Raw genomic sequence first — 25,779 nt, forward strand, 5'->3', positions numbered from 1 at the left:
TGCTCGCGAAAGCGGTTGGCGGACAGCACAAATAAAAACGGCCTCCACAGGGGAGGCCGTATTCGGTGCAGCCAAGCAGTTACATGCTTACTTGCGGTCTTCCAGCTTGGTGATGTCACGCGACTCGTAGCCGGTGTACAGCTGGCGCGGGCGGCCGATCTTGTACGGGCTGGAGAGCATTTCCTTCCAGTGGGAAATCCAGCCCACGGTCCGCGCCAGGGCGAAGATCACGGTGAACATGCTGGTTGGAATGCCGATCGCCTTGAGGATGATCCCCGAGTAGAAGTCGACGTTCGGGTATAGCGAGCGTTCGATGAAGTACGGGTCGGTCAGGGCGATCTCTTCCAGGCGCATGGCCAGTTCGAGTTGCGGATCGTTGTTGATGCCCAGTTCCTTCAACACTTCGTCGCAGGTCTGCTTCATGACGGTGGCGCGTGGGTCACGGTTCTTGTAGACCCGGTGACCGAAGCCCATCAACTTGAACGGATCGTTCTTGTCCTTGGCCTTGGCGATGAACTTGTCGATGTTGGACACATCGCCGATTTCATCGAGCATGGTCAACACGGCTTCGTTCGCACCGCCGTGGGCCGGGCCCCAGAGTGCAGCGATACCGGCGGCGATACAGGCGAACGGGTTGGCACCCGAGGAACCTGCCAGACGTACGGTAGAGGTGGAGGCGTTTTGTTCGTGGTCGGCATGGAGGATGAAGATCCGGTCCATGGCCTTGGCCAGCACCGGGCTGATCGGTTTGATCTCGCACGGCGTGTTGAACATCATGTGCAGGAAGTTTTCCGCGTACGTCAGGTCGTTGCGCGGGTACATCATGGGTTGACCCATGGAGTACTTGTAAACCATTGCGGCCAGGGTTGGCATCTTGGCAACCAGACGGATCGCGGAAATTTCGCGATGCTGCGGATTATTGATGTCCAAGGAGTCGTGATAGAAGGCCGACAGGGCGCCGACTACGCCGCACATGACCGCCATCGGGTGGGCGTCGCGACGGAAGCCGTTGAAGAAGGTCTTCAACTGTTCATGCACCATGGTGTGGTTCTTCACGGTGCTGACGAACTGGGCTTTTTGCTCGGTTGTTGGCAATTCGCCATTTAACAACAGATAGCAGGTTTCCAGATAATCCGATTTCTCTGCAAGCTGTTCGATCGGATAGCCACGGTGCAGCAAAATGCCATTATCACCATCTATATAGGTGATCTTCGACTCGCAAGAGGCAGTCGACATGAAGCCAGGGTCAAATGTAAAACGGCCCGTGGCCGTCAGGCCCCGCACGTCGATAACATCGGGACCCACGGTGCCGGTTAAAATGGGCAGCTCGACGGGGGCTGCGCCCTCGATGATCAACTGCGCTTTTTTGTCAGCCATGTGGCCTCCTATTTATGCTTCAAATCATCAGACAGACCCCCCACGCAGGGCCCGCACCACTATAGTGAGATAAATTCAGATGTCAATTTGCCTAAAGTCTTGCTCTAGAAGGCTTTAACCCTACTTTTTCCTCGAAATTGACTGCCGTTTACGCCTTTTATGCCGTCAGCGCAATCAGCTATTAGGGTGAGGAGTGCGCGTTGTCATTAGTAACCTAACTGTCTATACTCGGCCTCCGACCGCCAGGGGCTTTTGGGCCCGTTCTGATGGGGGTCGCATCCCTGGGTGGTGGTTACCTGACCAGTGCACTCCCCAACAACTTTGCCCTGATTGTTAGGGGCTCTTCAGTGTGAAAAAAAGCCGTGAATAGCCAACGACCTGTAAACCTAGACCTAAGGACCATCAAACTCCCCATCACCGGCGTAACGTCATTCCTGCACCGTGTTTCCGGCATCATCCTCTTCCTGGGCTTGGGCATCATGCTTTACGCATTGAGCAAATCCCTGGGTTCCGAGGAAGGTTATGCCGAGGTGAAGGCATGCATGACCAGTCCGCTGGCCAAGTTCGTGGCGTGGGGCCTCCTGTCCGCTCTGCTGTATCACTTGGTGGCCGGTGTGCGCCACTTGATCATGGACATGGGTATCGGTGAGACGCTGGAAGGCGGCAAGCTGGGCTCGAAAATCGTTATCGCCGTTTCCGTGGTGGTAATCGTTCTTGCGGGAGTTTGGATATGGTAACCAGCGTTACGAATCTGTCGCGTTCGGGCCTCTATGATTGGATGGCACAACGCGTGTCTGCGGTCGTTCTCGCGGCTTATTTCATTTTCCTGATCGGGTACCTCGTTGCAAACCCTGGCATTGATTACGCTCAATGGCACGGTCTGTTCTCCCACAACGGAATGCGTATCTTCAGTCTGCTGGCCCTTGTAGCCCTGGGCGCTCACGCCTGGGTCGGCATGTGGACCATCGCGACCGACTACCTGACGCCGATGGCGCTGGGCAAGTCCGCGACTGCAGTACGTTTCCTTTTCCAGGCAGTATGCGGCGTTGCAATGTTCGCTTACTTCGTCTGGGGTGTGCAGATTCTCTGGGGTATCTGATTCATGGCTAACATTCCAACGATTTCTTTTGACGCTATCATTATTGGTGGCGGCGGCGCCGGCATGCGCGCAGCGCTGCAGCTGGCCCAGGGCGGTCACAAGACGGCCGTGATCACCAAAGTGTTCCCGACCCGTTCCCACACCGTATCGGCCCAGGGTGGCATCACCTGTGCCATCGCTTCCGCGGATCCGAACGATGACTGGCGCTGGCACATGTACGATACCGTCAAGGGTTCCGACTACATCGGTGACCAGGACGCTATCGAGTACATGTGTCAGGAAGGCCCGGCTGCGGTGTTCGAGCTGGATCACATGGGGCTGCCGTTCTCCCGTACCGAACAGGGTCGTATCTACCAGCGTCCATTCGGCGGCCAGTCGAAGGATTACGGTAAAGGTGGTCAGGCTGCCCGTACGTGCGCCGCATCCGACCGTACCGGTCACGCGCTGCTGCACACGCTGTATCAGGGCAACCTGAAAGCCGGTACCACGTTCCTGAACGAGTACTACGCGGTTGACCTGGTCAAGAACGCGCAAGGCGAGTTCGTCGGTGTGATCGCCATCTGCATCGAAACCGGTGAAACCACCTACATCCGCGCCAAGGCTACCGTTCTGGCCACTGGCGGTGCAGGTCGTATCTACGCGTCGACCACCAATGCCCTGATCAACACCGGCGACGGCGTCGGCATGGCACTGCGTGCTGGCGTACCGGTACAAGACATCGAAATGTGGCAGTTCCACCCGACCGGTATCGCCGGCGCTGGTGTACTGGTGACCGAAGGCTGCCGTGGTGAAGGTGGCTACCTGATCAACAAGCATGGCGAGCGTTTCATGGAGCGTTATGCTCCGAACGCGAAAGACCTTGCTGGTCGTGACGTTGTAGCCCGTTCGATGGTTAAAGAAATCATCGCTGGCAACGGCTGTGGCCCGAATGGCGACCACGTACTGCTGAAACTCGATCACCTCGGTGAAGAAGTGCTGCACAGCCGCCTGCCAGGTATCTGCGAGCTGTCCAAGACCTTTGCCCACGTTGATCCGGTGGTTGCTCCGGTTCCGGTTGTTCCGACTTGCCACTATATGATGGGCGGCGTGCCGACCAACATTCATGGCCAGGCGATCACCCAGAACGCCGAAGGCCAGGACGAGATCATTCATGGTCTGTTCGCGGTAGGCGAAGTGGCGTGCGTATCGGTTCACGGTGCCAACCGCCTGGGCGGCAATTCGCTGCTCGATCTGGTGGTATTCGGCCGCGCTGCCGGCCTGCACCTGGAAAAGGCGCTGACCGACGGCATCGAATACGATGACGCCACCGACGCCAACATCGAAGCCGCACTGGCGCGCCTGAGCGCCCTGAATGAGCGCACTGATGGCGAAGACGTGGCAACCCTGCGTCGCGAGCTGCAAAGCTGCATGCAGAACTACTTCGGTGTATTCCGTACCGGCGAATACATGCAGAAGGGTATTGCCCAGCTGGCTGACCTGCGCAAGCGTATCGCCAACGTCAAGATCAACGATAAGAGCCAGGCGTTCAACACCGCTCGTATCGAAGCCCTTGAGCTGCAAAACCTGTTGGAAGTGGCTGAAGCGACTGCGATCGCCGCCGAGGTTCGTAAAGAATCCCGTGGTGCTCACGCCCGTGAAGACTTTGAAGATCGCGATGACGAAAACTGGTTGTGCCACACCCTGTACTTCCCGGGTGACAAGCGCGTAACCAAGCGTGCCGTGAACTTCTCGCCGAAGACGGTTCCGACGTTTGAACCGAAGATTCGGACTTACTAAGGGTGGCTGCCATGTTGAAAGTCAGTGTTTATCGCTACAACCCTGATCAGGACGCTGCGCCGTTCATGCAGGAATTCTCGGTCGATACCGGTGGTAAAGACCTGATGGTGCTGGACGTGCTGGCCCTGATCAAAGAGCAGGACGAGGGTTTCTCCTATCGTCGCTCTTGCCGTGAAGGTGTCTGCGGTTCCGACGGCATGAACATCAACGGCAAAAACGGCCTGGCGTGCATCACGCCGCTGTCCGCTGTCGTCAAAGGCAACAAGCTGATCGTTCGTCCTCTGCCTGGTTTGCCGGTTATCCGTGACCTGGTCGTCGATATGAGCATCTTCTACAAGCAATACGAGAAAGTTAAGCCGTTCCTGCAGAACGACACGCCGGCTCCGGCCATCGAGCGTCTGCAGTCCCCGGAAGAGCGCGAGAAGCTCGACGGTCTGTACGAGTGCATCCTGTGCGCTTGCTGCTCGACTTCGTGCCCGTCCTTCTGGTGGAACCCGGACAAGTTCCTGGGTCCAGCTGCCCTGCTGCAAGCCTATCGCTTCCTGGCAGACAGCCGTGACACCAAGACCTCCGAGCGTCTGGCTTCACTCGATGACCCGTTCAGCGTATTCCGCTGCCGCGGGATCATGAACTGCGTCAACGTATGTCCCAAAGGCCTGAACCCGACTAAGGCCATTGGTCACATCCGTAACATGCTGCTGCAGAGCGGCGTGTAACTGACGTTGTGGTAAAAGCAGGACCGTTGTGCCCGTAGATGCTGCGGCGCAGGCTTCAACCGGCGCCGTAGTTTTAACTTGAGCAGCGACTTACAAAGCCGTGGCTCTTATTTTGAAGAAATGAGACAAGCAGGGGCATTCGGGTTGGTACCCGAACTATCAGCGTGATCCTAAGTGGCTTGTTTTAGTCGCTGCACTCGGACTTCTGCAAGCAAACTCGGTGTTTTCGCCGGTGGTGTCCCCAAATCGAGGGTGACCAAGCATGCAAGAAAGCGTGATGCAGCGCATGTGGAACAGCGGCTATCTTTCAGGTGGTAACGCTGCCTATGTGGAAGAGCTTTATGAGCTCTACCTGCACGACCCTAACGCTGTGCCAGAAGAATGGCGCACCAAATTTCAGACGTTGCCTACTGACGGCAACGCTGCCACCGATGTATCGCACGCTACGATTCGCGATCAGTTCGTGCTGCTGGCAAAGAACCAGCGCCGCGCCCAACCGGTATCTGCCGGCAGCGTGAGCAGTGAGCACGAGAAGAAGCAAGTTGAAGTATTGCGACTGATCCAGGCCTACCGTATGCGTGGCCACCAGGCAGCCCAGCTTGACCCGCTGGGGCTGTGGCAGCGTCCTGCACCTGCAGACCTGTCGATCAATCACTACGGCTTGACCAATGCCGATCTAGATACGACCTTCCGTGCCGGCGACCTGTTCATCGGCAAAGAGGAAGCGAGCCTACGCGAAATTCACGAAGCGTTGCAGCAGACATATTGCCGCACCATTGGCGCTGAATTCACGCACATTACCGATTCCGAGCAGCGCCACTGGTTCCAGCAGCGCCTGGAAGGCGTGCGCGGTCGTCCGGTTTACTCGGCTGACATCAAGAGCCATCTGCTTGAACGTGTCACTGCTGGCGAAGGCCTGGAAAAATACCTGGGCACAAAATACCCGGGGACCAAGCGTTTCGGCCTGGAAGGCGGCGAAAGCCTGATTCCGATGCTCGACGAACTGATCCAGCGCTCCGGCTCCTACGGCACCAAGGAAATCGTCATCGGCATGGCCCACCGTGGTCGCCTGAACGTGCTGGTCAACACCTTCGGCAAGAACCCGCGCGAGCTGTTCGACGAGTTCGAAGGCAAGAAGAAGGTCGAGCTGGGCTCCGGTGACGTCAAATACCACCAGGGTTTCTCGTCCAACGTGATGACCACCGGCGGCGAAGTCCACCTGGCCATGGCATTCAACCCATCCCACCTGGAAATCGTTTCCCCAGTGGTCGAGGGTTCGGTGCGTGCTCGTCAGGACCGTCGCAATGATTCGAGCGGTGAGAAGGTCCTGCCGATTTCCATCCACGGTGACGCGGCATTCGCCGGTCAGGGCGTGGTCATGGAAACCTTCCAGATGTCGCAGACTCGCGGCTTCAAGACTGGCGGCACGGTCCACATCGTCATCAACAACCAGGTTGGCTTCACGATCAGCAACCCGTTGGATTCGCGTTCCACCGAGTACGCAACCGACGTCGCCAAGATGATCCAGGCGCCGATCCTCCATGTGAATGGTGATGATCCGGAAGCGGTGCTGTTCGTGACCCAGTTGGCCATCGACTACCGCATGCAGTTCAAGCGTGACGTGGTGATCGACCTGGTCTGCTACCGTCGTCGCGGTCACAACGAAGCGGATGAGCCTAGCGGCACCCAGCCGTTGATGTACCAGCGGATCACCAAGCAGCGCACCACCCGCGAACAGTATGCCGATAGCCTGATCAAGGCCGGCGTGGTGGACGAGGCGCGTGTTCAGGCGAAAGTCGATGAATACCGCAACGCGCTGGATAACGGTCTGCATGTTGTGAAAAGCCTGGTCAAGGAACCGAACAAAGAGCTGTTCGTTGACTGGCGTCCGTACCTGGGCCACGCCTGGACTGCGCGTCACGACACCACGTTCGATCTCAAGACCTTGCAGGAACTGTCCGCCAAGCTGCTGGAAATTCCGGAAGGCTTTGTGGTTCAGCGTCAGGTCGCGAAGATCTACGAAGACCGGCAGAAGATGCAAGCCGGCGGCCTGCCGATCAACTGGGGTTATGCCGAAACCATGGCATACGCGACCCTGGCGTTCGAAGGTCACCCGATCCGCATGACTGGCCAGGACATTGGCCGTGGTACGTTCTCGCACCGTCACGCGGTATTGCACAACCAGAAAGACGCGGGCACCTACATCCCGTTGCAAAACCTGTACAAGGGCCAGCCACGCTTCGATCTGTACGATTCGTTCCTGTCCGAAGAAGCCGTACTTGCGTTCGAATATGGCTACGCCACCACCACGCCTCAAGCGTTGGTGATCTGGGAAGCCCAGTTTGGTGACTTCGCCAACGGTGCACAGGTGGTTATCGACCAGTTCATCACCAGCGGCGAGCACAAGTGGGGTCGTCTCTGCGGCCTGACCATGCTGCTGCCACACGGTTATGAAGGTCAGGGGCCGGAGCACTCATCGGCCCGTCTGGAGCGTTATCTGCAGCTGTGCGCCGAGCACAACATCCAGGTGTGCGTGCCGACTACGCCGGCCCAGATCTACCACTTGCTGCGTCGTCAGGTGATTCGTCCCCTGCGTAAGCCATTGGTAGTCCTGACGCCGAAATCGCTGTTGCGTCATAAATTGGCCATCTCGACCCTGGAAGATCTGGCCGAAGGTTCGTTCCAGACCGTTATTCCGGAAATCGATGCGCATGATCCGAAAAAGGTCACTCGTCTGGTGCTGTGCAGCGGCAAGGTCTACTACGACCTGCTGGAAAAACGCCGTGCCGAAGGTCGTGATGACATTGCCATCGTGCGTCTTGAGCAGTTGTACCCATTCCCCGAGGACGACTTGATTGAAGTCCTGGCGCCTTATTCCAACCTCAAACACATCGTTTGGTGTCAGGAAGAGCCGATGAACCAAGGGGCCTGGTACTGCAGCCAGCACCACATGCGTCGCATCGTTGGCGGTCACAACAAGTCTCTCGTACTCGAGTACGCGGGCCGTGACGCTTCTGCCGCACCTGCTTGTGGTTATGCATCGATGCACGCCGAGCAGCAGGAAAAACTGCTGCAAGATGCTTTCACTGTTTAACGCCTTCGCGCTGACTGAAACCGAATTTTAAGGACCACAGATAATGGCTATCGAAATCAAAGCCCCCTCATTCCCGGAATCGGTTGCCGATGGCACCGTTGCCACCTGGCACAAGAAACCAGGCGAGGCCGTCAAGCGTGACGACCTGATCGTCGACATCGAGACCGACAAAGTCGTTCTCGAAGTGTTGGCCGAAGCCGACGGCGTGCTGGGCGCAATCGTTGCCAATGAAGGCGACACCGTTCTGTCCAACCAGGTTCTGGGCTCGATCGAAGAGGGCAGCGCTGCTGCAGCTCCGGCCGCCGCCGCTCCTGCAGCTGCTTCTGCCCCAGCCGCCGCTCCGGCTGCTGCTGACGAAGATGCTATCGCCGCGCCTGCCGCTCGCAAGCTGGCTGAAGAGAATGGTATCAACCTGGCTTCCGTCAAGGGCACGGGCAAAGACGGTCGTGTGACCAAGGAAGACGTGGTTGCCGCGGTCGAGGCCAAGAAAGCCGCTCCGGCTGCCGCGCCTGCCAAGGCTGCTGCCCCGGCTGCCGCTGCTCCAGTGTTCGCCGCTGGCGACCGCACCGAGAAGCGTGTACCGATGACCCGCGTGCGTGCCACTGTGGCCAAGCGTCTGGTTGAAGCTCAGTCGAACATGGCGATGCTGACCACCTTCAACGAAGTGGACATGACCGAAGTCATGGCGCTGCGTTCGAAGTACAAGGATCTGTTCGAGAAGTCCCACAATGGCGTGCGCCTGGGCTTCATGTCGTTCTTTGTGAAAGCGGCCACCGAAGCGCTGAAACGCTTCCCGGCAGTCAACGCCTCCATCGACGGCAGCGACATCGTGTACCACGGTTACGCGGACATCGGCGTTGCCGTATCCAGCGACCGTGGCCTGGTAGTGCCGGTTCTGCGTAACGCCGAACTGATGAGCCTGGCTGAAATCGAAGGCGGCATCGCCAGCTTCGGCAAGAAAGCCCGTGACGGCAAGCTGACCATCGATGAGATGACCGGCGGTACCTTCACCATCACCAACGGTGGTACTTTCGGTTCGATGATGTCGACGCCGATCGTCAACCCGCCACAAGCAGCGATCCTGGGGATGCACAACATCATCCAGCGTCCTATGGCGATCAACGGTCAAGTCGTGATCCGTCCGATGATGTACCTGGCACTGTCCTACGATCACCGCCTGATCGACGGTAAAGAAGCCGTGACGTTCCTGGTGACCATCAAGAACCTGCTGGAAGACCCGGCTCGCTTGCTCCTGGATATTTGATTGAAGCAGCTTCAAGTTGCAAGCTACAAGCTGCAAGAAAAGCAGCTTGGCTTGCAGCTCGAAGCTTGAAGCTTGCCGCTAAATAGAGGATCTATTTTCATGTCTCAGAAATTTGACGTTGTAGTGATTGGTGCGGGCCCTGGTGGCTACGTTGCCGCCATCAAGGCCGCACAGCTGGGCCTCTCGACTGCCTGCATCGAAAAATACACTGACAAGGAAGGCAAACTGGCGCTCGGCGGTACTTGCCTGAACGTTGGTTGCATTCCGTCCAAGGCGCTGCTGGACAGCTCCTGGAAGTTCCACGAAGCCCAGGACGGTTTTGCCATCCACGGCATCAACCACGCTGGCGTGACCATGGACGTGCCAGCGATGGTCGGCCGCAAGGCCAACATCGTTAAAGGCCTGACTTCCGGCGTTGCCACTCTGTTCAAGGCCAATGGCGTCACTTCCCTGCAAGGTCACGGCAAACTGCTGGCCGGCAAGCAAGTTGAAATCACCAAGCCCGACGGTTCGACTGAAATCATCGAAGCCGAGAACGTGATCCTCGCGCCAGGCTCCCGTCCAATCGACATTCCACCGGCTCCAGTTGATCAGAACGTGATCGTTGATTCGACCGGCGCTCTGGAATTCCAATCGGTTCCAAAGCGCCTGGGTGTGATCGGCGCTGGTGTGATCGGCCTGGAACTGGGTTCGGTCTGGTCCCGTCTGGGTTCCGAAGTGACCGTGCTGGAAGCCCTGGACACGTTCCTGCTGGCTGCCGACACCGCAGTGTCCAAAGAAGCGCTGAAAACCCTGACCAAACAAGGTCTGGATATCAAGCTGGGCGCTCGTGTGACCGGTTCCAAGGTCAACGGCGAAGAAGTTGTCGTGACCTACACCGACAAGGATGGCGAACAGACCATCACTTTCGACAAGCTGATCGTTGCCGTTGGTCGCCGTCCGGTGACCACTGACCTGCTGGCCTCCGACTGTGGCGTGACCATCGATGAGCGTGGCTTCATCCACGTTGACGACTACTGCGCGACCACCGTTCCAGGCGTCTACGCCATCGGTGACGTGGTCCGCGGCATGATGCTGGCACACAAGGCGTCCGAAGAAGGCATCATGGTGGTTGAGCGCATCAAGGGTCACAAGACCCAGATGAACTACGACCTGATCCCGTCGGTCATCTACACCCATCCGGAAATTGCATGGGTCGGCAAGAACGAACAGCAGTTGAAAGCTGAAGGCGTTGAAGTTAACGTCGGCACCTTCCCGTTTGCCGCTTCTGGCCGTGCCATGGCAGCGAACGACACCGGTGGTTTTGTCAAAGTCATCGCTGATGCCAAGACTGATCGCGTATTGGGCGTCCATGTGATTGGCCCAGGCGCAGCGGAACTGGTTCAGCAGGGCGCAATCGGTATGGAATTCGGCACCAGTGCCGAGGACATCGGTATGATGGTCTTCTCCCATCCGACGTTGTCCGAAGCGCTGCATGAAGCCGCGTTGGCAGTGAATGGCCATGCCATCCACATCGCCAACAAGAAAAAGCGCTAATCGAGATAATAAGAAACCACGGCGGTTGCCCGTCGTGAGCCTTGCGCGCAAGACTCACCGCGGAATATCCGCTGGACGCAGCCTTGCGCAGCTTTGCAGGCCTTAGGGCGGTGGAGCTGGGCAAGCAGCAGTCACAGGTGGCGCGGCACTCATAAAGAGCGCAGCGCCGAATGCGCAGTACCTAACGAAGACGGTAAAAAGCATGAATCTTCACGAGTATCAGGGTAAGCAGCTGTTCGCTGAATACGGCCTGCCAGTTTCCAAGGGCTACGCAGTAGACACCCCGGAAGCAGCAGCAGAAGCGTGCGACAAAATCGGCGGCAGCGAGTGGGTTGTCAAAGCCCAGGTCCACGCTGGTGGTCGCGGTAAAGCGGGCGGCGTCAAGCTGGTTCGCAGTAAAGAAGACGCCAAAGCCTTCGCACAGCAGTGGCTGGGCAAGCGTCTGGTGACCTACCAGACTGATGCCAATGGCCAACCAGTCACCAAGATCCTGGTTGAATCGTGCACTGATATCGCTAAAGAGCTGTACCTGGGCGCTGTCGTTGACCGTTCGAGCCGTCGCATCGTGTTCATGGCTTCCACCGAAGGTGGCGTGGACATCGAGAAGATCGCTCACGAAACCCCGGAAAAAATTCTCAAGGCCACTATCGATCCACTGGTTGGCGCTCAGCCATTCCAAGGTCGCGAGCTGGCTTTCCAGCTGGGTCTGGAAGGCAAGCAAGTTGCCCAGTTCGCCAAGATCTTCGTCGGTCTGGCCAAACTGTTCCAGGATCACGATCTGGCCCTGCTGGAAGTGAACCCGCTGGTGATCAAGGCTGACGGCGATCTGCATTGCCTCGATGCCAAGATCAACATCGATGCCAACGCCATGTACCGTCAGCCTAAGCTGAAGACTTTCCACGATCCGTCGCAGGACGATCCGCGCGAAGCGCACGCTGCCAAGTTCGAACTGAACTACGTAGCCCTGGAAGGTAACATCGGCTGCATGGTCAACGGTGCTGGCCTGGCCATGGGCACCATGGACATCGTCAACCTGCATGGCGGCAAACCTGCCAACTTCCTCGACGTGGGCGGCGGTGCTACCAAGGAACGCGTTACCGAAGCGTTCAAGATCATCCTGTCCGACTCCAACGTCGCCGCAGTATTGGTCAACATCTTCGGCGGCATCGTTCGTTGCGACATGATTGCCGAAGGCATCATCGGTGCAGTGAAAGAAGTCGGCGTGAAAATCCCGGTTGTTGTTCGCCTTGAAGGCAACAACGCTGAACTGGGCGCTAAAGTACTGGCAGAAAGCGGTTTGAACATCATCGCTGCAACCAGCCTGACCGACGCTGCTCAACAAGTTGTCAAAGCTGCGGAGGGCAAATAATGAGCGTCCTGATCAATAAAGACACCAAAGTTATCTGCCAGGGTATTACCGGTTCGCAAGGTAGTTTCCACACCCAGCAAGCCATCGAATACGGCACCAAGATGGTTGGCGGCGTAACGCCAGGCAAAGGCGGTACCGAGCACCTGGGCCTGCCAGTGTTCAACACCGTGAAAGACGCTGTTGCTCAAACTGGCGCTACCGCCAGTGTGATCTACGTTCCAGCTCCTTTCTGCAAGGATTCGATCCTGGAAGCAGCATTCGGCGGCATCAAGCTGATCGTGTGCATCACTGAAGGCATTCCTACCCTGGATATGCTGGATGCCAAGGTCAAGTGCGACGAGCTGGGTGTTACCCTGATCGGCCCTAACTGCCCAGGCGTGATCACCCCAGGCGAATGCAAGATCGGCATCATGCCAGGTCACATTCACTTGCCAGGCAAGGTCGGTATCGTTTCGCGTTCCGGCACCCTGACCTACGAAGCTGTGAAGCAAACCACTGACGCCGGTTTCGGTCAGTCGACTTGCGTCGGCATCGGCGGTGACCCGATCCCGGGTTCGAACTTCATCGACATCCTGAAGCTGTTCCAGGAAGACCCGAAGACCGAAGCGATCGTGATGATCGGTGAGATTGGCGGTTCGGCTGAAGAAGAAGCGGCTGCCTACATCAAGGCACACGTGACCAAGCCGGTTGTCTCCTACATCGCTGGTGTGACTGCTCCTGCGGGCAAGCGCATGGGCCATGCTGGCGCAATCATCTCTGGCGGCAAGGGCACTGCGGACGAAAAATTCGCTGCGCTGCAAGACGCAGGTGTTAAAACCGTGCGTTCGCTGGCAGACATCGGCAAGGCCCTGGCCGAGCTGACGGGTTGGGCAGTCAAGTAAGCTTCGCGCTTAGCTGACGCTTCACCACACAAAGGCCACCTTCGGGTGGCCTTTGTGCGTTATGGACTCACCAGAATTATCTTTTTGGGCTCACCGAAATTATGTAGGAGCGAGCTTGCTCGCGAAGTACTCCGGGTCACCGCGTTAAACCGGAAGGAACGCGTTATCGTCGGTTTTTTCGCGAGCAAGCTCGTTCCTACAGGTGGCGTGTAAGGCTCGAATCGTACGAAAACGCGACATTACAATGTCGCTTATCGGACAGTCCGCACCGCAACAGTGCGTTTGTCAGGCGAATTCGGTAACCTTGCCGCCTCTTTATGCGTCCGCCTCCCAAAAAGAAGCTGCACGCTAGAACGGTCGACCCCCATCCGGGTTGGCAGCAGTTCCCTCATCCATAGGGAATCCCCCTCTAAATTCCGATTCAGTAGTGTGGTATTTCCTCAAATGAAAGTGTTGAAAAGCCAGGATATCCTGGCGTTGGGCTTTATGACATTTGCCCTGTTCGTGGGCGCTGGCAATATCATCTTCCCGCCTATCGTCGGTTTGCAGTCCGGACCTCATGTCTGGATGGCGGCGTTGGGCTTCCTGATTACCGCCGTCGGCTTGCCTGTCGTCACCGTTGTCGCTCTGGCCAAGGTCGGTGGCGGGATGGATGCGTTGAGCAGCCCCATCGGCAAGTTCGCCGGTGGCTTGCTGGCCGCGGTTGCCTACCTGGCGGTCGGGCCGTTGTTCGCTACCCCGCGTACCGCGACGGTGTCTTTTGAAGTAGGCCTGGCACCCTTGACCGGCGAAAGCCCGCTGGCGCTGTTCCTCTACAGTTCGGTGTACTTCCTGCTGGTGTTCTTCATTTCCTTGTACCCAGGGCGTTTGCTGGACACAGTGGGCCGTTTCCTGGCGCCTTTGAAGATCATCGCCCTGGCGGTACTCGGCATCGCGGCCTTTGCGCTGCCGGCCGGTAATGTAGGGATCGCGACGCCCGAGTACGTGGCGGCACCGTTCTCCCAGGGGTTCATCAATGGTTACCTGACCATGGATACCCTTGGCGCGCTGGTATTCGGTATCGTCATCGTCAACGCCATTCGTTCTCGTGGTGTCGAGTCACCGCAGTTGATCACTCGCTACGCGATCATTGCCGGTTTGATTGCCGGTGTTGGCCTGGCGCTGGTGTACATCAGCTTGTTTCGCCTCGGCTCAAGCAGCCACGAAGTGGCGGCGGGCGCGGCTAACGGCGCGGCAGTGTTGCACGCTTACGTTCAGCACACCTTTGGCTCCCTGGGCAGCGGCTTCCTGGCGGTACTGATTTCCCTGGCATGCCTGGTGACCGCGGTAGGCCTGACCTGCGCTTGCGCCGAGTATTTCAGCCGTGTGCTGCCGCTGTCTTACAAGACTCTGGTCGTGATCCTCGCAGTATTCTCGCTGGTGGTGTCGAATCTCGGCTTGACCAAGCTGATTGCGTTCTCGATCCCGGTGCTCACCGCGATCTACCCGCCTTGCATCGTGTTGGTGGCCCTGAGCTTCTGCAAGGACTTCTGGCAAGAGCAAGGGCGTATTGTCGGTCCGGTCATGCTGGTGTCGTTCATCTTCGGTTGCATTGACGCGCTCAAAGGCGCAGGCCTGACGCATTGGATGCCGACGCAACTGGCTCATCTGCCGCTGAGCGATCAGGGCCTGGCCTGGCTGGTGCCGTCGGTGATGACGTTGGTGGTGGCTGTGGTCATTGACCGGATGCTCGGCAAGCGCAGCGAAGCCATTGCCTAAAATATCTGTCCCCAGCTGACACTGAAATGCCCCGAATCAAACGATCCGGGGCATTTTTTATGGACGACAGGCAGTGTCTTTTTCTCTGAGCTAACGTCGAACAGGCACAGAGTCATTTCGCCAATGCCTATAGGGAACCGCATGTCGTTCGTCGAAGCCAACCTGATTCACCTGCTTGCCGCGCTCTGGTTTGTCATCTGCTGGGGTGGGTACACCCGTTACGCCAGCTGGAAAGCGCGGGATACCGCGTGCCTGGCCAGCGTCCTGCACCTTTATCGTGAAGACTGGATGCGTCGGATGCTGTTGCGCGACAACCGCATCGCTGATGCCAGCGTGATTGGCAATCTGGAGCGTAACGCGTCGTTCTTTGCCTCCAGCACCCTGATTATTCTTGCCGGTATTTTAACCGTGCTGGGTGCGTCTGAGCGGGCGGTATCGTTGCTGGCGGATATTCCAATGGTGCAACAAGCATCCCGAGGCATGTCAGAGATCAAGTTACTGTGTTTGGCGTTGGTCTTCGTGTATGCCTTCTTCACGTTCAGTTGGTGCATGCGTCAATACAACTTTGCGGCAATTCTGGTGGGCTCGGCGCCGATGGTCGGCGAACGACTTGTCTCGGAGCAGGAGCGCAAGGCATTTGCCTCTCGAGCAGCGCGCGTCATTTCCATGGCCGCCAACCAGTTCAACTTTGGCCTGCGCTCCTATTATTTCGGCATGACCATGCTGGCCTGGTTTATCAGCCCATGGCTGTTCATGCTGATGAGTGCAGGCGTCGTGCTGGTGTTGTACCGCCGGGAATTTCATTCCGACGTTCTGGAGGTGATGGTCTATACCCCTACAGAGGCACCCTTGCCTGAATCGACCAAAGATACGACGTCGTGACTATCGCATCTGGTGTGTTGATTGCGGTTAAGGGGCAGTCTTGGGGGTTGGCGTTGGACGTAGCGATGAACATCCTGAAGTTATATATTGAAAAATAATATATGTCGAAATAATTGAAATGCTTACCCGGCAAGAAATTTCATACAGTTGGTTGCTGAAATATTTATATCTATATCCGCGCTTTTCGGTAGCTTGACCGATGTGTTTTTAGCAAGTAAAAATCGCCGCTCTTTCAACTACTTTGCGGTGGCATGAACAATATGATTGTTTCCCAAGGATCGGCAAATACAACTTATATCGCCCATGCTGTTATTGACCACCCATCCAGAGAGCAAACGCGCAGCCTGAGTGCTGCGCCACAAGCGCGCCTGGGAAGCCAAGGCAGGTGCCATAGTTTTCATGAGCTGCGTCAGGTCGCAGTGACGACAGATCCTCGGCAGGTCATGCCAGCCGACGATCTACAGAACAGTCGGATATTGACCGCGGCTATTAAAGAACTGGCAGCCCATGCAACCCCCCGCAAACACCCGCAGATGCACATCATTACCGGCCAAATGGGTGCCGGCAAGTCAACCGCCACCAGCCGTATTTCGGAAAAGCTGGACGGTGCTCTAATTATTGATTACGACGACCTTAAACGTTTTGTGCCGGGCTATTCGGCGCAGGCCTGCAAGGGATATCCCGGCACAGTGCCCGGCAGCAAGGAAACTGCGCGCTATTTGGTCGAAGGGTTAAAAAACTATGGTTTTGATAACCGACTGAACATGGTGGTGCAAGAATCCATCAATACCCGAGACGATGAAATGTTCAAGTTGGTCAAGTCTTCCAGGGACAATGGCTATCATGTTTCCTTGACTATTCTGGCGGTGGATAAAGCCACCAGTACGATGGGGGTTCTTTCCAGGTATGAGTCCGGCCTGAAAAACATCAATCAAGGAAGCAACTCTGCCGAGGGCGCGAGATGCACACCCATGAACTATCATGAGGATGCCTATACAAGCCTGACCGATCCGCAGAAGCTGAACAGGCTGCTGCCCGAACTGCACGAAGTAGTCGTGCGCGGTCGCGGCGCAGAAACCTACTATCAATCCTCCGGCAAGGTGTCAGCTGACGAAATTGTCGAGGCTATCGAGCGCGGAAGGGCTAGCAGTCAGACCGACCCGTCAGGTTTGTTTGAAAAGCTGGCGGCGCTGGTGGCGTTCAACTTGCAGTTCAGGAACCCGGAATTAAGGTGCAACAACGTTTGATTCGCAGGTTATCAAGGGCAGGCAGGGTAAACGGCCTGGCCTGAATGTTCGACAAAAAATGCCCCGGTCATAACGACTGGGGCATTTTTTATCCCGGCTCCTGACTAACTGGCAACGCGACAGCAGTGACGTTACCAACATTTCCTCAGGACGGGCGTGCTTTCACAACATGGCTGTTGAAGTCGTCAGACTCAAGAACCGGTTGCAGGTGTAGCAGGAGCAGTTTCTTTAGCCGCGGCTGCGTCAGATTCGGCTTGGGCTTTGGCTGCTTCGGCGTTTTCTTTTGCAGCGTCGTTCACTTTATCCTGAGCTTCACTCATTTTTTCTTGAGCTTGTTCAGCGTGTTGGTTGGCATCCTGAGCTTTGTCTTCGGATTTTTTATCGCAGGCAGCGAGGCCAAGGGCAGCGGCCAACATCAAGGAAACAGCGAAAGTCTTGCGCATGGGGTGTTTCTCCTTATTGAAGATATCTACTGGCCTTTCGAGCATAGGGTGCGCGTATTAGTTCCTTCGGTCTTAAAGATATATAAGGCATTTCGCTATGGCACCCTCTTTCGTGATGATTTTTTTACCGAGGCAACACTAATAAGAGTCTTTATCAAATGACTGACAAGCCCATTTTAGAGCGTGCCGCACGCTTCGTTTCGGCCTTGCGCCATTGTCAGGTGCTGGGTATCCAGGTACATGACGCGAATCTCGATGGCATGACGCTGCTGTTGCCCTACAGCGTGGATATTATCGGCGATCCGCAAACCGGGGTGATCCACGGCGGAGCGCTGACCTCGTTGATGGATACGGCCTGTGGCATGGCCACTTTGTGTGTGCTGCCGGAGTTCGAAGTGTGTCCGACGTTGGACTTGCGCATTGATTACATGCACCAGGCCGAGCCTCACAAAGCGGTGTTCGGTTTCGCTCAATGTTATCGCGTGACCACGGATGTGATTTTTACCCGTGGTGTTGCCTATCAGGATGATCCAGAGCGACCGATTGCCCATGTGGTGGGCACGTTCATGCGCATGGGCAAGCGGCTCAAGGGCGCACAGGGTTTGGGCAGTGTGGTCAAGGGAGAGCGGGCATGACTCATCAATTCAGGACGCGTATGGAGCAGGCGCACCGACGTGGTGACTACAAGACACTGCTCGATCAGATTCCCTATGCCAGGCTGATTGGCATCGAATGCACGCGCCAGGGCGACGAGTTGTTGTTCTGCATGCCAGCCAACAAGGACAACATTGGTAACCCTATATTGCCGGCAATCCATGGCGGGGTGATCGCAGGCTTCATGGAGCTGTCGGCAGCCCTGCATCTGTTGGTATTCATCGGCGCGCCGGACACGCAGGCAAGCCTGCCGAAGATCATCGATTTTTCCCTGGATTACCTGCGTGCCGGGCAGTTGCGCGACACTTACGCCAAATGCCAGGTGTGGCGTCAGGGGCGACGGGTGGCCAATGTCGCGATCACCGCCTGGCAAAGCACCCAGGCTGAACCTATCGCCACCGCCCGTGCCCATTTCAAAATCCCGGAGTACAGCCGCCCTTGAAATCCTGGTCTTAGCCCCCAACTTTGATGACAACCCGTCGCCAACCCTCAAGGGGGCGGCCATTGCCATCCATATTGGAGTTTGATGACCATGAGTGTGGAAACTCAAAAGGAAACCCTGGGCTTCCAGACCGAGGTGAAGCAATTGCTGCACCTCATGATCCATTCGCTGTATTCCAACAAGGAAATCTTCCTTCGCGAATTGATCTCGAACGCCTCTGATGCTGTCGATAAATTACGTTTCGAAGCGCTGTCCAAGCCCGAGTGGCTGGAAGGTGGCGCTGAACTGAAAATCCGCGTGAGCTTCGACAAGGACGCGAAAACCGTCACCCTCGAAGACAACGGTATCGGCATGAGCCGCGAGGATGTGATCACCCATCTGGGGACCATCGCCAAATCCGGCACCGCCGATTTCATGAAGAACCTGTCCGGCGATCAGAAAAAAGACTCGCACTTGATCGGCCAATTCGGCGTGGGCTTCTATTCCGCGTTTATCGTTGCCGACCAGGTTGAAGTATTCAGCCGCCGCGCCGGCCTTGCCGCCAGCGAAGGCGTGCATTGGTCGTCAAAAGGCGAGGGCGAGTTTGAAGTCGCTACCGTCGAGAAAGCTGAGCGTGGCACGCGTATCGTCCTGCACCTGAAGTCCGCTGACGACGAGTTTGCCGATGGCTGGCGCCTGCGCAACATCATCAAAAAATACTCTGACCACATTGCCCTGCCGATCGAGCTGCCGAAAGAACAAGCCGCGGCGGAAGGCGAAGAAGCGCCTGCCGCGGAGTGGGAAGTGGTCAACCGCGCCAGCGCCCTGTGGACCCGTCCGCGTACCGAGATCAAGGACGAGGAATACCAGGAGTTCTACAAACACATTGGTCACGACTACGAGAACCCGCTGAGCTGGAGCCACAACAAGGTCGAAGGCAAGCTGGAATACAGCTCGCTGCTGTACGTACCGGCCCGTGCGCCATTCGATCTGTACCAGCGCGAAGCGCCGAAAGGCCTGAAGCTGTATGTGCAGCGCGTATTCGTCATGGATCAGGCAGAATCCTTCCTGCCGCTGTACCTGCGCTTTATCAAAGGCGTGGTTGATTCCAACGACCTGTCGCTGAACGTGTCGCGTGAAATCCTGCAGAAAGATCCGATCATTGACTCGATGAAGTCGGCACTGACCAAGCGTGTCCTCGACATGCTGGAAAAACTGGCGAAGAACGAGCCTGAGCAGTACAAGGGCTTCTGGAAAAACTTTGGCCAGGTCATGAAAGAAGGTCCGGCAGAAGATTTCGCCAACAAGGAAAAAATCGCCGGCCTGCTGCGCTTCGCGTCCACCCAGGGCGAAGAAGGCGAACAGGTTGTGTCCCTGGCCGAATACCTGGCTCGCTCCAAGGAAGGTCAGGACAAGATTTACTACCTGACCGGTGAAACCTACGCGCAGGTCAAAAACAGCCCGCACCTGGAAGTCTTCCGCAAGAAAGGCATCGAAGTGCTGCTGCTCACTGATCGTATCGACGAGTGGCTGATGAGCTACCTCAACGAGTTCGACGGCAAGACCTTTGTCGACGTGGCGCGTGGTGATCTGGACCTGGGCAACCTGGATTCGGAAGAGGACAAAAAAGCCGCTGAAGAAGTGGCCAAGTCCAAGGAAGGCCTGGTTGAGCGAATCAAGACTGCGTTGGGCGATGCTGTCAGTGAAGTGCGGGTTTCCCACCGTCTGACCGATTCGCCGGCAATCCTGGCCATCGGCGAGCAGGACCTGGGTATGCAGATGCGCCAGATCCTCGAAGCCAGCGGTCAGAAGGTTCCGGACTCCAAGCCGATCTTCGAATTCAACCCGGCGCATCCGCTGATCGAGAAACTCGATGGCGAGCAGAGTGAAGAGCGCTTTGGCGACCTGTCGCACATCCTCTTCGACCAGGCAGCCCTGGCTGCCGGCGACAGCTTGAAAGACCCGGCCGCCTATGTGCGTCGACTGAACAAGTTGTTGGTTGAATTGTCGGTTTAACACCGCTGTAGAAAAACCCGCTTCGGCGGGTTTTTTCGTTCTAGTGACCTTAACTGGAGAAGATGATGAGCCAAGTCACCGTACGTTCCGTGATCTATCAAATTGATGGCCAGTCCTATGAAAGCCGACTGGCGTTTGATGCGAGTCAGAAGACCCCGCGTCCAGGCCTGTTGATGGCGCCGAACTGGATGGGGGTCAGTGCGGGCGCCGAAGAGATTGCCAGGGCGGTCGCTGCCAAGGGTTACGTGGTGCTGATCGCCGACCTGTACGGGCAGGCCGTTCGTCCCGCCAACGGCGACGAAGCCGGCGCTGCGATGATGCCATTGAAGAACGACCGGGCATTGCTGAACACGCGCATGCAAATGGCGTTCGAGCAATTGCAAGGGCAAACCGAAGCAGCAGTCGATAAGACGAAACTGGCAACCTTCGGTTTTTGTTTCGGTGGATGCTGCTCCCTGGAACTGGCGCGTACCGGTGCGCCGTTGAAGGCCGCGATTTCGTTCCACGGTACCCTCGACACGCCAAATCCGGCGGACGCGAAGCGTATCAAGGGCTCAGTCCTGGTACTGCACGGTGCCTCCGATCCGCTGGTGCCAACAGAGCAGTTGCCGGCATTTGAAGAAGAGATGAACGCGGCGGGCGTGGATTGGCAACTGTTGAGTTATGGCGGCGCGGTGCATTCGTTTACTGACCCGCAGGCGAATGTGCCGGGCAAGATGATGTACGACGCGAAAACCGCTGCGCGGGCCTTCCAGTCGATGCATAACTTGCTGGATGAAGTGTTCGAGGGCTAAATCTTCAGTGCCTGTTCTGGCCTCTTAGCGAGCAAGCCCGCTCCCACATTCGACCGCATTCCTGCAGGATGAATGCGGTCGGCGGGCTTGCTCGCGAATGCTACCTCACAGGCAACTCAATTCTTTCAGTTTCACCAGGCACCGTCGGCCAATCCCCGGCCGCCCACCGTTGTCGCGCCTGCTCGATCAACGCCGGGTCGCTCGCCACAAAGTTCCAGTTGATCCGCCGTGGCCCGTCCAGAGGTGCGCCACCGAAGATCACCAGATGGCAGTCGGTTTCGGCAAATAGCGCCATGCTCTGGCCCTTGGGTAATACCACCAGGCTATGCGCCTCCAGCGGTTCGTCGTCCAGTTGTGCTTCTCCCTCCAGCACATACACCGCCCGTTCCTCATGCTCATCGGGGATCAGCAGGGTGGTCGCCGTCTGCATCCGCACCTGGGCGTACAGCGTCGGCGACAGCACCGGGACCGGTGATTCCAGACAAAAACCGGTGCCGGCAATCAGACGAATACTGACGCCCAAGGTGTCACTGAGCGGCAAGGTCGCGGCCGGATGATGGCTGTAATGCCCAGGTCCCTGCTCATGCGTTTTGGGCGAGGCCAACCACACTTGCAGTCCATGCAGGCTGAAGCCGCTGGTCTTGAGAGCCTGGGGCGTGCGCTCGACGTGTGCGATGGCGCTGCCGGCGGTCATCCAGCTGACATCCCCGGCCTTGACCAGCTGATCGGAGCCGAGACTGTCTTTGTGCAGCAGTTCGCCTTCAAACAGATAGGTCAGGGTCGACAAACCGATATGCGGATGCTGGCGAATGTTCATGCCGGTGCCCGGGGCGTAGCGGGTTGCAAGCATGTGGTCGAAGAACACGAAGGGCCCGACGCTGCGACACTCCCTTGAAGGCAGCGGACGCAGGATCGGTTGGCCCTCGACATCTTCGGGACGAGGGTGGATCACGGTCAATGTGGTCATGGTGCATTCCAATCTGAGCGGGTCTGGAGGGCTTGAGCATAACCCGCTCGACGGGACAGGGGGGTTATTGGCTGAAAGCGCCTTCTGCAAGTCGGGTCTCGATGCTGATTTCGGCGGTGGTCATCAGCTTGTGTACCGGGCACTTGTCAGCTACCCGATGCAGTTCATCGCGCTGCGCGTCGGTGAGCACGCCCTTGAGCGTCAGTTTGACGCTGAGTCTGTACTTGCCTTTTTGCTCTTCCTCGCTGTCGTGGGTCACTTCCACCGTTACGCCAGTGAGCGGGATGTCTTTTTTCTGGGCGTAGAGCCTGACTGTCAAGGCTTTGCATGAAGCAAGTGCGGCATCGAAATAGTCGTGGGGGGAGGGCGCTGAATCGTCGCCGCCGAGACTTTTCGGTAGGTCGGTAAACAACTCGTGTTTATTGACGTGGACGCTATGGCGGAAGTTTTCGGCGTTCAGCGTATTCACGGTAACAGGCATGGCAAACCTCATAAGGTGACAGGATGAAGGACATGCAGTTATAGAGCATGCTGGCACGTGGGTGTTCCATGTTTTTCCTCGCTGAACCCCGAAGGATGCCGCGCGGTCTACATTTACCCGCCTTAGTTCGAGAGTTTCCCGTGCCCTGGACCCGCTTGAGTGTTGCCCTGTTATTCGCCGCCACCAGTTGCGCTGTCCTGGCTCGCGACTATGCCTACAGTGATGTACACCTGCATTACGTCGACTTTTTCCAGGAGACGGCGGGCATGGACAAGCTGCTCAAGGCCATGGCTGACAATCGCATCGAGCATGTAATGATTTCCGGCGTCCCGGTGGCGAAAAAATGGCATGAGGACGAACCCAAGCGCCCGCGCTATTACGCCGGTGATGACGCTGACGCCTATTGGTATAGCGCCACCGACGTGATCGTCGCGGCAGCGGTCAACAAACTGGCCCCCGAGCAGCGCCAACGCTTTCATCCTTTTCTGTCGGGGTTCAACCCCAACGACAAGAATTCCGCCGCGCATATCCAGCGCATGCTCGACCTCAATCCCGGCCTGTGGCAGGGCATCGGCGAGGTCTTCACGCGCCACGACGACCTGACCGCGCTGACCTCCGGCGACACCCCGCGGGCCAACAATGAGGCCATGACCCGGATTTATCACTTGGCTGCCGAGAACGACCTGCCGGTGATGCTGCATTCCAACATCACCTCCAAGCGCGAGCGCAATCCGCTGTACCTGCCCGAAATCGAGGAGCCGCTGCGCAATCATCCGCACACCCGGTTTATTTGGGCACATGCCGGCACGAGCATGGAGATTCATCGCCATCAGACGCAGCTGGAGTTTCTGTTGCCGACCCTGAACCGGATGCTGGAAGCCTATCCCAACTTGTATATCGACCTGTCCTGGAGCGTGCTCACGCCGTATTTGCAGGATGAAGCGGGCAAACCCCGACCTGAGTGGGTAAAGCTGGTAGAACGCTTCCCTGAGCGCTTCATGATTGGTTCGGATGTGGTCGGACGCTTCAATAAGCTGGGAGAGAAAATGCACAGCTTTGATCCCTTCCTTGATGCCTTGCCTGAAGACGTCGCGCAAAAGGTCGCACGGGACAATTTCTTGGCGATTCTGCCTAAAGCTCTTTAAGGCGCGAGAGGCGCGCATGGTTTTGTCATCGTCCCGTCACACCAACGTCATAAGCTCCCGCCATCTCAACCAAGGAGCGCACTATGCACCTCACCCGTTTAAGCGCCCTGGCGGCGCTGATGATGATCAGCGGCCTGGCCAGCGCCGAAGTCCGTATCGAAGGCCCGGTGGAATATGGAGTGTTTGAAGGCCCCCAGGCCGAACTGCAAGCGGGGGAGCGCGTGCTGCGTCGCAGCAATGAACAGATCGAGCCCACCACGCAGGTGCCTGCGAAGCTGGGCACCAAATTCGGTCTGCGTTATCAATTGCTTGGTAAGGTCGCTGAAGACACACCGCTGACGTTGCTCTATTTCACTCCGGGGATCCGAACCCCGGATGGCCAGCGTCACGACAAATTTGAAGTGACCCAGAAACTGGTACCCGGTGCGCCCCAGGATGTGATGGCGTATGAATTCACGGAAAACCACGAAGTGGTGCCGGGTGAGTGGCGTTTCATGGTGTTCCAGGGCGATCGACTGCTGACACAGAAGAGTTTTACCGTTCGTTGAGGCATCCCGGGAGGGCTCAAGCTTTCCGGCCGCAAAAAAAAACGCCCCGAAATCGGGGCGTTTTCACATGATCAACCTGCGAGGCTTACTTGCCCTGCCAGCGTTTCAGTACCAAGGTAGCGTTGGTGCCACCGAAGCCGAAGCTGTTGCTCATCACGGTATTGATGCTGGCATCTTCACGGGTTTTGGTCAGGATCGGCATGTCAGCAACGGCCGGATCCAGCTCGTCGATGTTGGCAGAACCCGCCATGAAGTTACCTTCCATCATCAGCAGGCAGTAGATCGCTTCGTGAACGCCGGCGGCGCCCAGGGAGTGACCGGACAGGCTCTTGGTAGAGCTGATGGCCGGAGCCTTGTCACCGAACACCGCGCGCACACCTTCCATTTCCTTGGCGTCACCTACCGGAGTCGAGGTGCCGTGGGTGTTCAGGTAGTCGATCGGGGTATCAACGGTGGACATGGCCATCTGCATGCAGCGGATGGCGCCTTCGCCGCTTGGCGCAACCATGTCGTAGCCGTCGGACGTGGCGCCGTAGCCGACGATTTCCGCGTAGATCTTCGCGCCGCGGGCGAGGGCGTGTTCCAGCTCCTCGACCACCACCATGCCACCACCGCCGGCGATGACGAAACCGTCACGCTTGGCGTCGTAGGCACGCGAGGCTTTTTCCGGGGTTTCGTTGTATTGGGTCGACAGCGCGCCCATGGCATCGAACAGGAACGACTGGCTCCAATGTTCTTCTTCACCGCCACCGGCGAAGACGATGTCCTGTTTGCCCAGTTGGATCTGCTCGACTGCGGTACCGATGCAGTGAGCACTGGTGGCGCAAGCGGAGGAGATCGAGTAGTTCACGCCCTTGATCTGGAAGGGGGTGGCCAGGCACGCGGAAACGGTGCTGCCCATGGTCCGCGTGACGCGGTACGGACCGACGCGCTTGACACCTTTTTCACGCAGGATGTCCAGCGCTTCCATCTGGTTCAAGGTTGACGCGCCGCCGGAGCCGGCGATCAGGCCGGTACGCACGTTAGACACCTGGTCGTCGCTCAGGCCGGAATCGGCGATCGCGTCCTTCATGGCCAGGTAGGCATAGGCCGCGGCATGGCCGACGAAGCGATAGATCTTGCGATCGATCAGTTCTTCGAGGGGCAGGTCAATGGAGCCGGAAACCTGGCTACGCAGACCCATTTCGGCATATTCCGGGTTGAAGCGGATGCCAGGGCGACTTGCACGCAGGTTAGCGGAGACGGTCTCTTTGTCATTGCCCAAGCACGAAACGATGCCCAGACCAGTGATAACGACGCGGCGCATGCGGA

General features: G+C 57.4%; 23 protein-coding genes. 18 read left to right on the top strand and 5 right to left on the bottom strand.

Annotation, left to right across the window (positions count from 1 at the left end):
* Positions 1-87: 87 nt before the first annotated feature.
* Positions 88-1,377 (bottom strand): citrate synthase, encoded by a 1,290-nt coding sequence (gltA, locus tag BLU75_RS04140; RefSeq protein WP_084381146.1) that lies wholly within the window; start codon positions 1,375-1,377, stop codon positions 88-90.
* 362 nt (positions 1,378-1,739) lie between these two features.
* On the opposite strand from gltA, the gene sdhC reads away from it, so the two are divergent.
* The 12 genes from sdhC to BLU75_RS04200 all read left to right on the top strand — a co-directional run bounded on the left by sdhC (position 1,740) and on the right by BLU75_RS04200 (position 16,999).
* Positions 1,740-2,114 (top strand): succinate dehydrogenase, cytochrome b556 subunit, encoded by a 375-nt coding sequence (sdhC, locus tag BLU75_RS04145; protein WP_084381145.1) that lies wholly within the window; start codon positions 1,740-1,742, stop codon positions 2,112-2,114.
* Positions 2,108-2,476, top strand: coding sequence for a succinate dehydrogenase, hydrophobic membrane anchor protein (sdhD, locus tag BLU75_RS04150; RefSeq protein ID WP_084381144.1), 369 nt, complete (start codon positions 2,108-2,110; stop codon positions 2,474-2,476). The genes sdhC and sdhD overlap by 7 nt, the downstream gene beginning before the upstream one ends.
* Positions 2,477-2,479: 3 nt before the next feature.
* Positions 2,480-4,252, top strand: coding sequence for a succinate dehydrogenase flavoprotein subunit (gene sdhA / locus BLU75_RS04155; RefSeq protein WP_084381143.1), 1,773 nt, complete (start codon positions 2,480-2,482; stop codon positions 4,250-4,252).
* Between the two features lie 11 nt (positions 4,253-4,263).
* Positions 4,264-4,968: a succinate dehydrogenase iron-sulfur subunit gene (locus tag BLU75_RS04160; protein WP_034118919.1), complete on the top strand. Its 705-nt coding sequence runs from the start codon at positions 4,264-4,266 to the stop codon at positions 4,966-4,968.
* Between the two features lie 262 nt (positions 4,969-5,230).
* Complete coding sequence (locus BLU75_RS04165; protein WP_084381142.1) at positions 5,231-8,062, top strand: 2-oxoglutarate dehydrogenase E1 component; 2,832 nt, start codon at positions 5,231-5,233, stop codon at positions 8,060-8,062.
* A 43-nt stretch (positions 8,063-8,105) separates the two neighbouring features.
* Positions 8,106-9,326, top strand: coding sequence for a 2-oxoglutarate dehydrogenase complex dihydrolipoyllysine-residue succinyltransferase (gene odhB / locus BLU75_RS04170; RefSeq protein ID WP_084381141.1), 1,221 nt, complete (start codon positions 8,106-8,108; stop codon positions 9,324-9,326).
* A 99-nt stretch (positions 9,327-9,425) separates the two neighbouring features.
* Positions 9,426-10,862 carry a dihydrolipoyl dehydrogenase gene (gene lpdA / locus BLU75_RS04175; RefSeq protein ID WP_084381140.1) on the top strand — a complete coding sequence of 479 codons (1,437 nt, stop codon included), beginning with the start codon at positions 9,426-9,428 and terminating at the stop codon, positions 10,860-10,862.
* A gap of 202 nt (positions 10,863-11,064) precedes the next feature.
* A complete protein-coding gene (sucC, locus tag BLU75_RS04180; RefSeq protein ID WP_003190011.1) occupies positions 11,065-12,231 on the top strand; it encodes an ADP-forming succinate--CoA ligase subunit beta in 1,167 nt (388 codons plus the stop codon).
* Complete coding sequence (sucD, locus tag BLU75_RS04185; protein WP_084381139.1) at positions 12,231-13,112, top strand: succinate--CoA ligase subunit alpha; 882 nt, start codon at positions 12,231-12,233, stop codon at positions 13,110-13,112. The genes sucC and sucD overlap by 1 nt, the downstream gene beginning before the upstream one ends.
* A 444-nt stretch (positions 13,113-13,556) precedes the next feature.
* Positions 13,557-14,870 carry a branched-chain amino acid transport system II carrier protein gene (gene brnQ, locus BLU75_RS04190; RefSeq protein WP_084381138.1) on the top strand — a complete coding sequence of 438 codons (1,314 nt, stop codon included), beginning with the start codon at positions 13,557-13,559 and terminating at the stop codon, positions 14,868-14,870.
* A gap of 141 nt (positions 14,871-15,011) precedes the next feature.
* Positions 15,012-15,752 carry a DUF599 domain-containing protein gene (locus tag BLU75_RS04195; protein WP_084381137.1) on the top strand — a complete coding sequence of 247 codons (741 nt, stop codon included), beginning with the start codon at positions 15,012-15,014 and terminating at the stop codon, positions 15,750-15,752.
* Between the two features lie 251 nt (positions 15,753-16,003).
* Positions 16,004-16,999 carry a zeta toxin family protein gene (locus BLU75_RS04200; RefSeq protein ID WP_084381136.1) on the top strand — a complete coding sequence of 332 codons (996 nt, stop codon included), beginning with the start codon at positions 16,004-16,006 and terminating at the stop codon, positions 16,997-16,999.
* Positions 17,000-17,190: 191 nt separating this feature from the next.
* Here the strand turns inward: BLU75_RS04200 and BLU75_RS04205 are convergent, their stop codons facing one another.
* The gene (locus BLU75_RS04205; RefSeq protein ID WP_084381150.1) at positions 17,191-17,442 is read right to left on the bottom strand and encodes a hypothetical protein; all 252 of its coding nucleotides are present in this window, start codon (positions 17,440-17,442) and stop codon (positions 17,191-17,193) included.
* A 158-nt stretch (positions 17,443-17,600) separates the two neighbouring features.
* Here BLU75_RS04205 and BLU75_RS04210 point away from each other — a divergent pair, with 158 nt between their 5' ends.
* From BLU75_RS04210 to BLU75_RS04225, 4 genes are all read left to right on the top strand, one after another.
* Positions 17,601-18,077, top strand: coding sequence for a PaaI family thioesterase (locus BLU75_RS04210; protein ID WP_084381135.1), 477 nt, complete (start codon positions 17,601-17,603; stop codon positions 18,075-18,077).
* The gene (locus tag BLU75_RS04215; RefSeq protein WP_084381134.1) at positions 18,074-18,538 is read left to right on the top strand and encodes a PaaI family thioesterase; all 465 of its coding nucleotides are present in this window, start codon (positions 18,074-18,076) and stop codon (positions 18,536-18,538) included. The genes BLU75_RS04210 and BLU75_RS04215 overlap by 4 nt, the downstream gene beginning before the upstream one ends.
* Before the next feature lie 90 nt (positions 18,539-18,628).
* On the top strand, positions 18,629-20,533 hold the full coding sequence (htpG, locus tag BLU75_RS04220) for a molecular chaperone HtpG (protein ID WP_084381149.1): 1,905 nt from the start codon (positions 18,629-18,631) through the stop codon (positions 20,531-20,533).
* Positions 20,534-20,598: 65 nt separating this feature from the next.
* Entirely contained in the window at positions 20,599-21,327 is a 729-nt protein-coding gene (locus BLU75_RS04225; RefSeq protein WP_084381133.1) for a dienelactone hydrolase family protein, read from the top strand.
* 100 nt (positions 21,328-21,427) lie between these two features.
* On the opposite strand, the gene BLU75_RS04230 is transcribed toward BLU75_RS04225, so the two are convergent.
* On the bottom strand, positions 21,428-22,294 hold the full coding sequence (locus BLU75_RS04230) for a pirin family protein (protein WP_084381132.1): 867 nt from the start codon (positions 22,292-22,294) through the stop codon (positions 21,428-21,430).
* Positions 22,295-22,358: 64 nt separating this feature from the next.
* Entirely contained in the window at positions 22,359-22,775 is a 417-nt protein-coding gene (locus tag BLU75_RS04235; protein WP_084381131.1) for an OsmC family protein, read from the bottom strand.
* Positions 22,776-22,870: 95 nt separating this feature from the next.
* Between BLU75_RS04235 and BLU75_RS04240 the strand changes: the two genes are divergently transcribed.
* Together BLU75_RS04240 and BLU75_RS04245 are read left to right on the top strand one after the other, a co-directional pair.
* Positions 22,871-23,920: an amidohydrolase family protein gene (locus tag BLU75_RS04240; protein ID WP_084381130.1), complete on the top strand. Its 1,050-nt coding sequence runs from the start codon at positions 22,871-22,873 to the stop codon at positions 23,918-23,920.
* An 83-nt stretch (positions 23,921-24,003) separates the two neighbouring features.
* The gene (locus tag BLU75_RS04245; RefSeq protein ID WP_084381129.1) at positions 24,004-24,468 is read left to right on the top strand and encodes a DUF3859 domain-containing protein; all 465 of its coding nucleotides are present in this window, start codon (positions 24,004-24,006) and stop codon (positions 24,466-24,468) included.
* Between the two features lie 85 nt (positions 24,469-24,553).
* On the opposite strand, the gene fabB is transcribed toward BLU75_RS04245, so the two are convergent.
* Complete coding sequence (fabB, locus tag BLU75_RS04250; RefSeq protein WP_084381128.1) at positions 24,554-25,774, bottom strand: beta-ketoacyl-ACP synthase I; 1,221 nt, start codon at positions 25,772-25,774, stop codon at positions 24,554-24,556.
* Between the last annotated feature and the right edge of the window lie 5 nt (positions 25,775-25,779).

It is taken from the genome of Pseudomonas mucidolens, from assembly GCF_900106045.1.
Lineage (GTDB): Bacteria > Pseudomonadota > Gammaproteobacteria > Pseudomonadales > Pseudomonadaceae > Aquipseudomonas > Aquipseudomonas mucidolens.

What these genes read in the sequence shown, in the direction of transcription:
- gltA (WP_084381146.1), bottom strand. Translation starts at nt 1,377, where the DNA reads ATGGCTGACAAAAAAGCGCAGTTGATCATCGAGGGCGCAGCCCCCGTC.
- sdhD (WP_084381144.1), top strand. Translation starts at nt 2,108, where the DNA reads ATGGTAACCAGCGTTACGAATCTGTCGCGTTCGGGCCTCTATGATTGG.
- sdhA (WP_084381143.1), top strand. Translation starts at nt 2,480, where the DNA reads ATGGCTAACATTCCAACGATTTCTTTTGACGCTATCATTATTGGTGGC.
- BLU75_RS04160 (WP_034118919.1), top strand. Translation starts at nt 4,264, where the DNA reads ATGTTGAAAGTCAGTGTTTATCGCTACAACCCTGATCAGGACGCTGCG.
- BLU75_RS04165 (WP_084381142.1), top strand. Translation starts at nt 5,231, where the DNA reads ATGCAAGAAAGCGTGATGCAGCGCATGTGGAACAGCGGCTATCTTTCA.
- odhB (WP_084381141.1), top strand. Translation starts at nt 8,106, where the DNA reads ATGGCTATCGAAATCAAAGCCCCCTCATTCCCGGAATCGGTTGCCGAT.
- lpdA (WP_084381140.1), top strand. Translation starts at nt 9,426, where the DNA reads ATGTCTCAGAAATTTGACGTTGTAGTGATTGGTGCGGGCCCTGGTGGC.
- sucC (WP_003190011.1), top strand. Translation starts at nt 11,065, where the DNA reads ATGAATCTTCACGAGTATCAGGGTAAGCAGCTGTTCGCTGAATACGGC.
- sucD (WP_084381139.1), top strand. Translation starts at nt 12,231, where the DNA reads ATGAGCGTCCTGATCAATAAAGACACCAAAGTTATCTGCCAGGGTATT.
- brnQ (WP_084381138.1), top strand. Translation starts at nt 13,557, where the DNA reads ATGAAAGTGTTGAAAAGCCAGGATATCCTGGCGTTGGGCTTTATGACA.
- BLU75_RS04195 (WP_084381137.1), top strand. Translation starts at nt 15,012, where the DNA reads ATGTCGTTCGTCGAAGCCAACCTGATTCACCTGCTTGCCGCGCTCTGG.
- BLU75_RS04200 (WP_084381136.1), top strand. Translation starts at nt 16,004, where the DNA reads ATGAACAATATGATTGTTTCCCAAGGATCGGCAAATACAACTTATATC.
- BLU75_RS04205 (WP_084381150.1), bottom strand. Translation starts at nt 17,442, where the DNA reads ATGCGCAAGACTTTCGCTGTTTCCTTGATGTTGGCCGCTGCCCTTGGC.
- BLU75_RS04210 (WP_084381135.1), top strand. Translation starts at nt 17,601, where the DNA reads ATGACTGACAAGCCCATTTTAGAGCGTGCCGCACGCTTCGTTTCGGCC.
- BLU75_RS04215 (WP_084381134.1), top strand. Translation starts at nt 18,074, where the DNA reads ATGACTCATCAATTCAGGACGCGTATGGAGCAGGCGCACCGACGTGGT.
- htpG (WP_084381149.1), top strand. Translation starts at nt 18,629, where the DNA reads ATGAGTGTGGAAACTCAAAAGGAAACCCTGGGCTTCCAGACCGAGGTG.
- BLU75_RS04225 (WP_084381133.1), top strand. Translation starts at nt 20,599, where the DNA reads ATGAGCCAAGTCACCGTACGTTCCGTGATCTATCAAATTGATGGCCAG.
- BLU75_RS04230 (WP_084381132.1), bottom strand. Translation starts at nt 22,294, where the DNA reads ATGACCACATTGACCGTGATCCACCCTCGTCCCGAAGATGTCGAGGGC.
- BLU75_RS04235 (WP_084381131.1), bottom strand. Translation starts at nt 22,775, where the DNA reads ATGCCTGTTACCGTGAATACGCTGAACGCCGAAAACTTCCGCCATAGC.
- BLU75_RS04240 (WP_084381130.1), top strand. Translation starts at nt 22,871, where the DNA reads ATGCCGCGCGGTCTACATTTACCCGCCTTAGTTCGAGAGTTTCCCGTG.
- BLU75_RS04245 (WP_084381129.1), top strand. Translation starts at nt 24,004, where the DNA reads ATGCACCTCACCCGTTTAAGCGCCCTGGCGGCGCTGATGATGATCAGC.
- fabB (WP_084381128.1), bottom strand. Translation starts at nt 25,774, where the DNA reads ATGCGCCGCGTCGTTATCACTGGTCTGGGCATCGTTTCGTGCTTGGGC.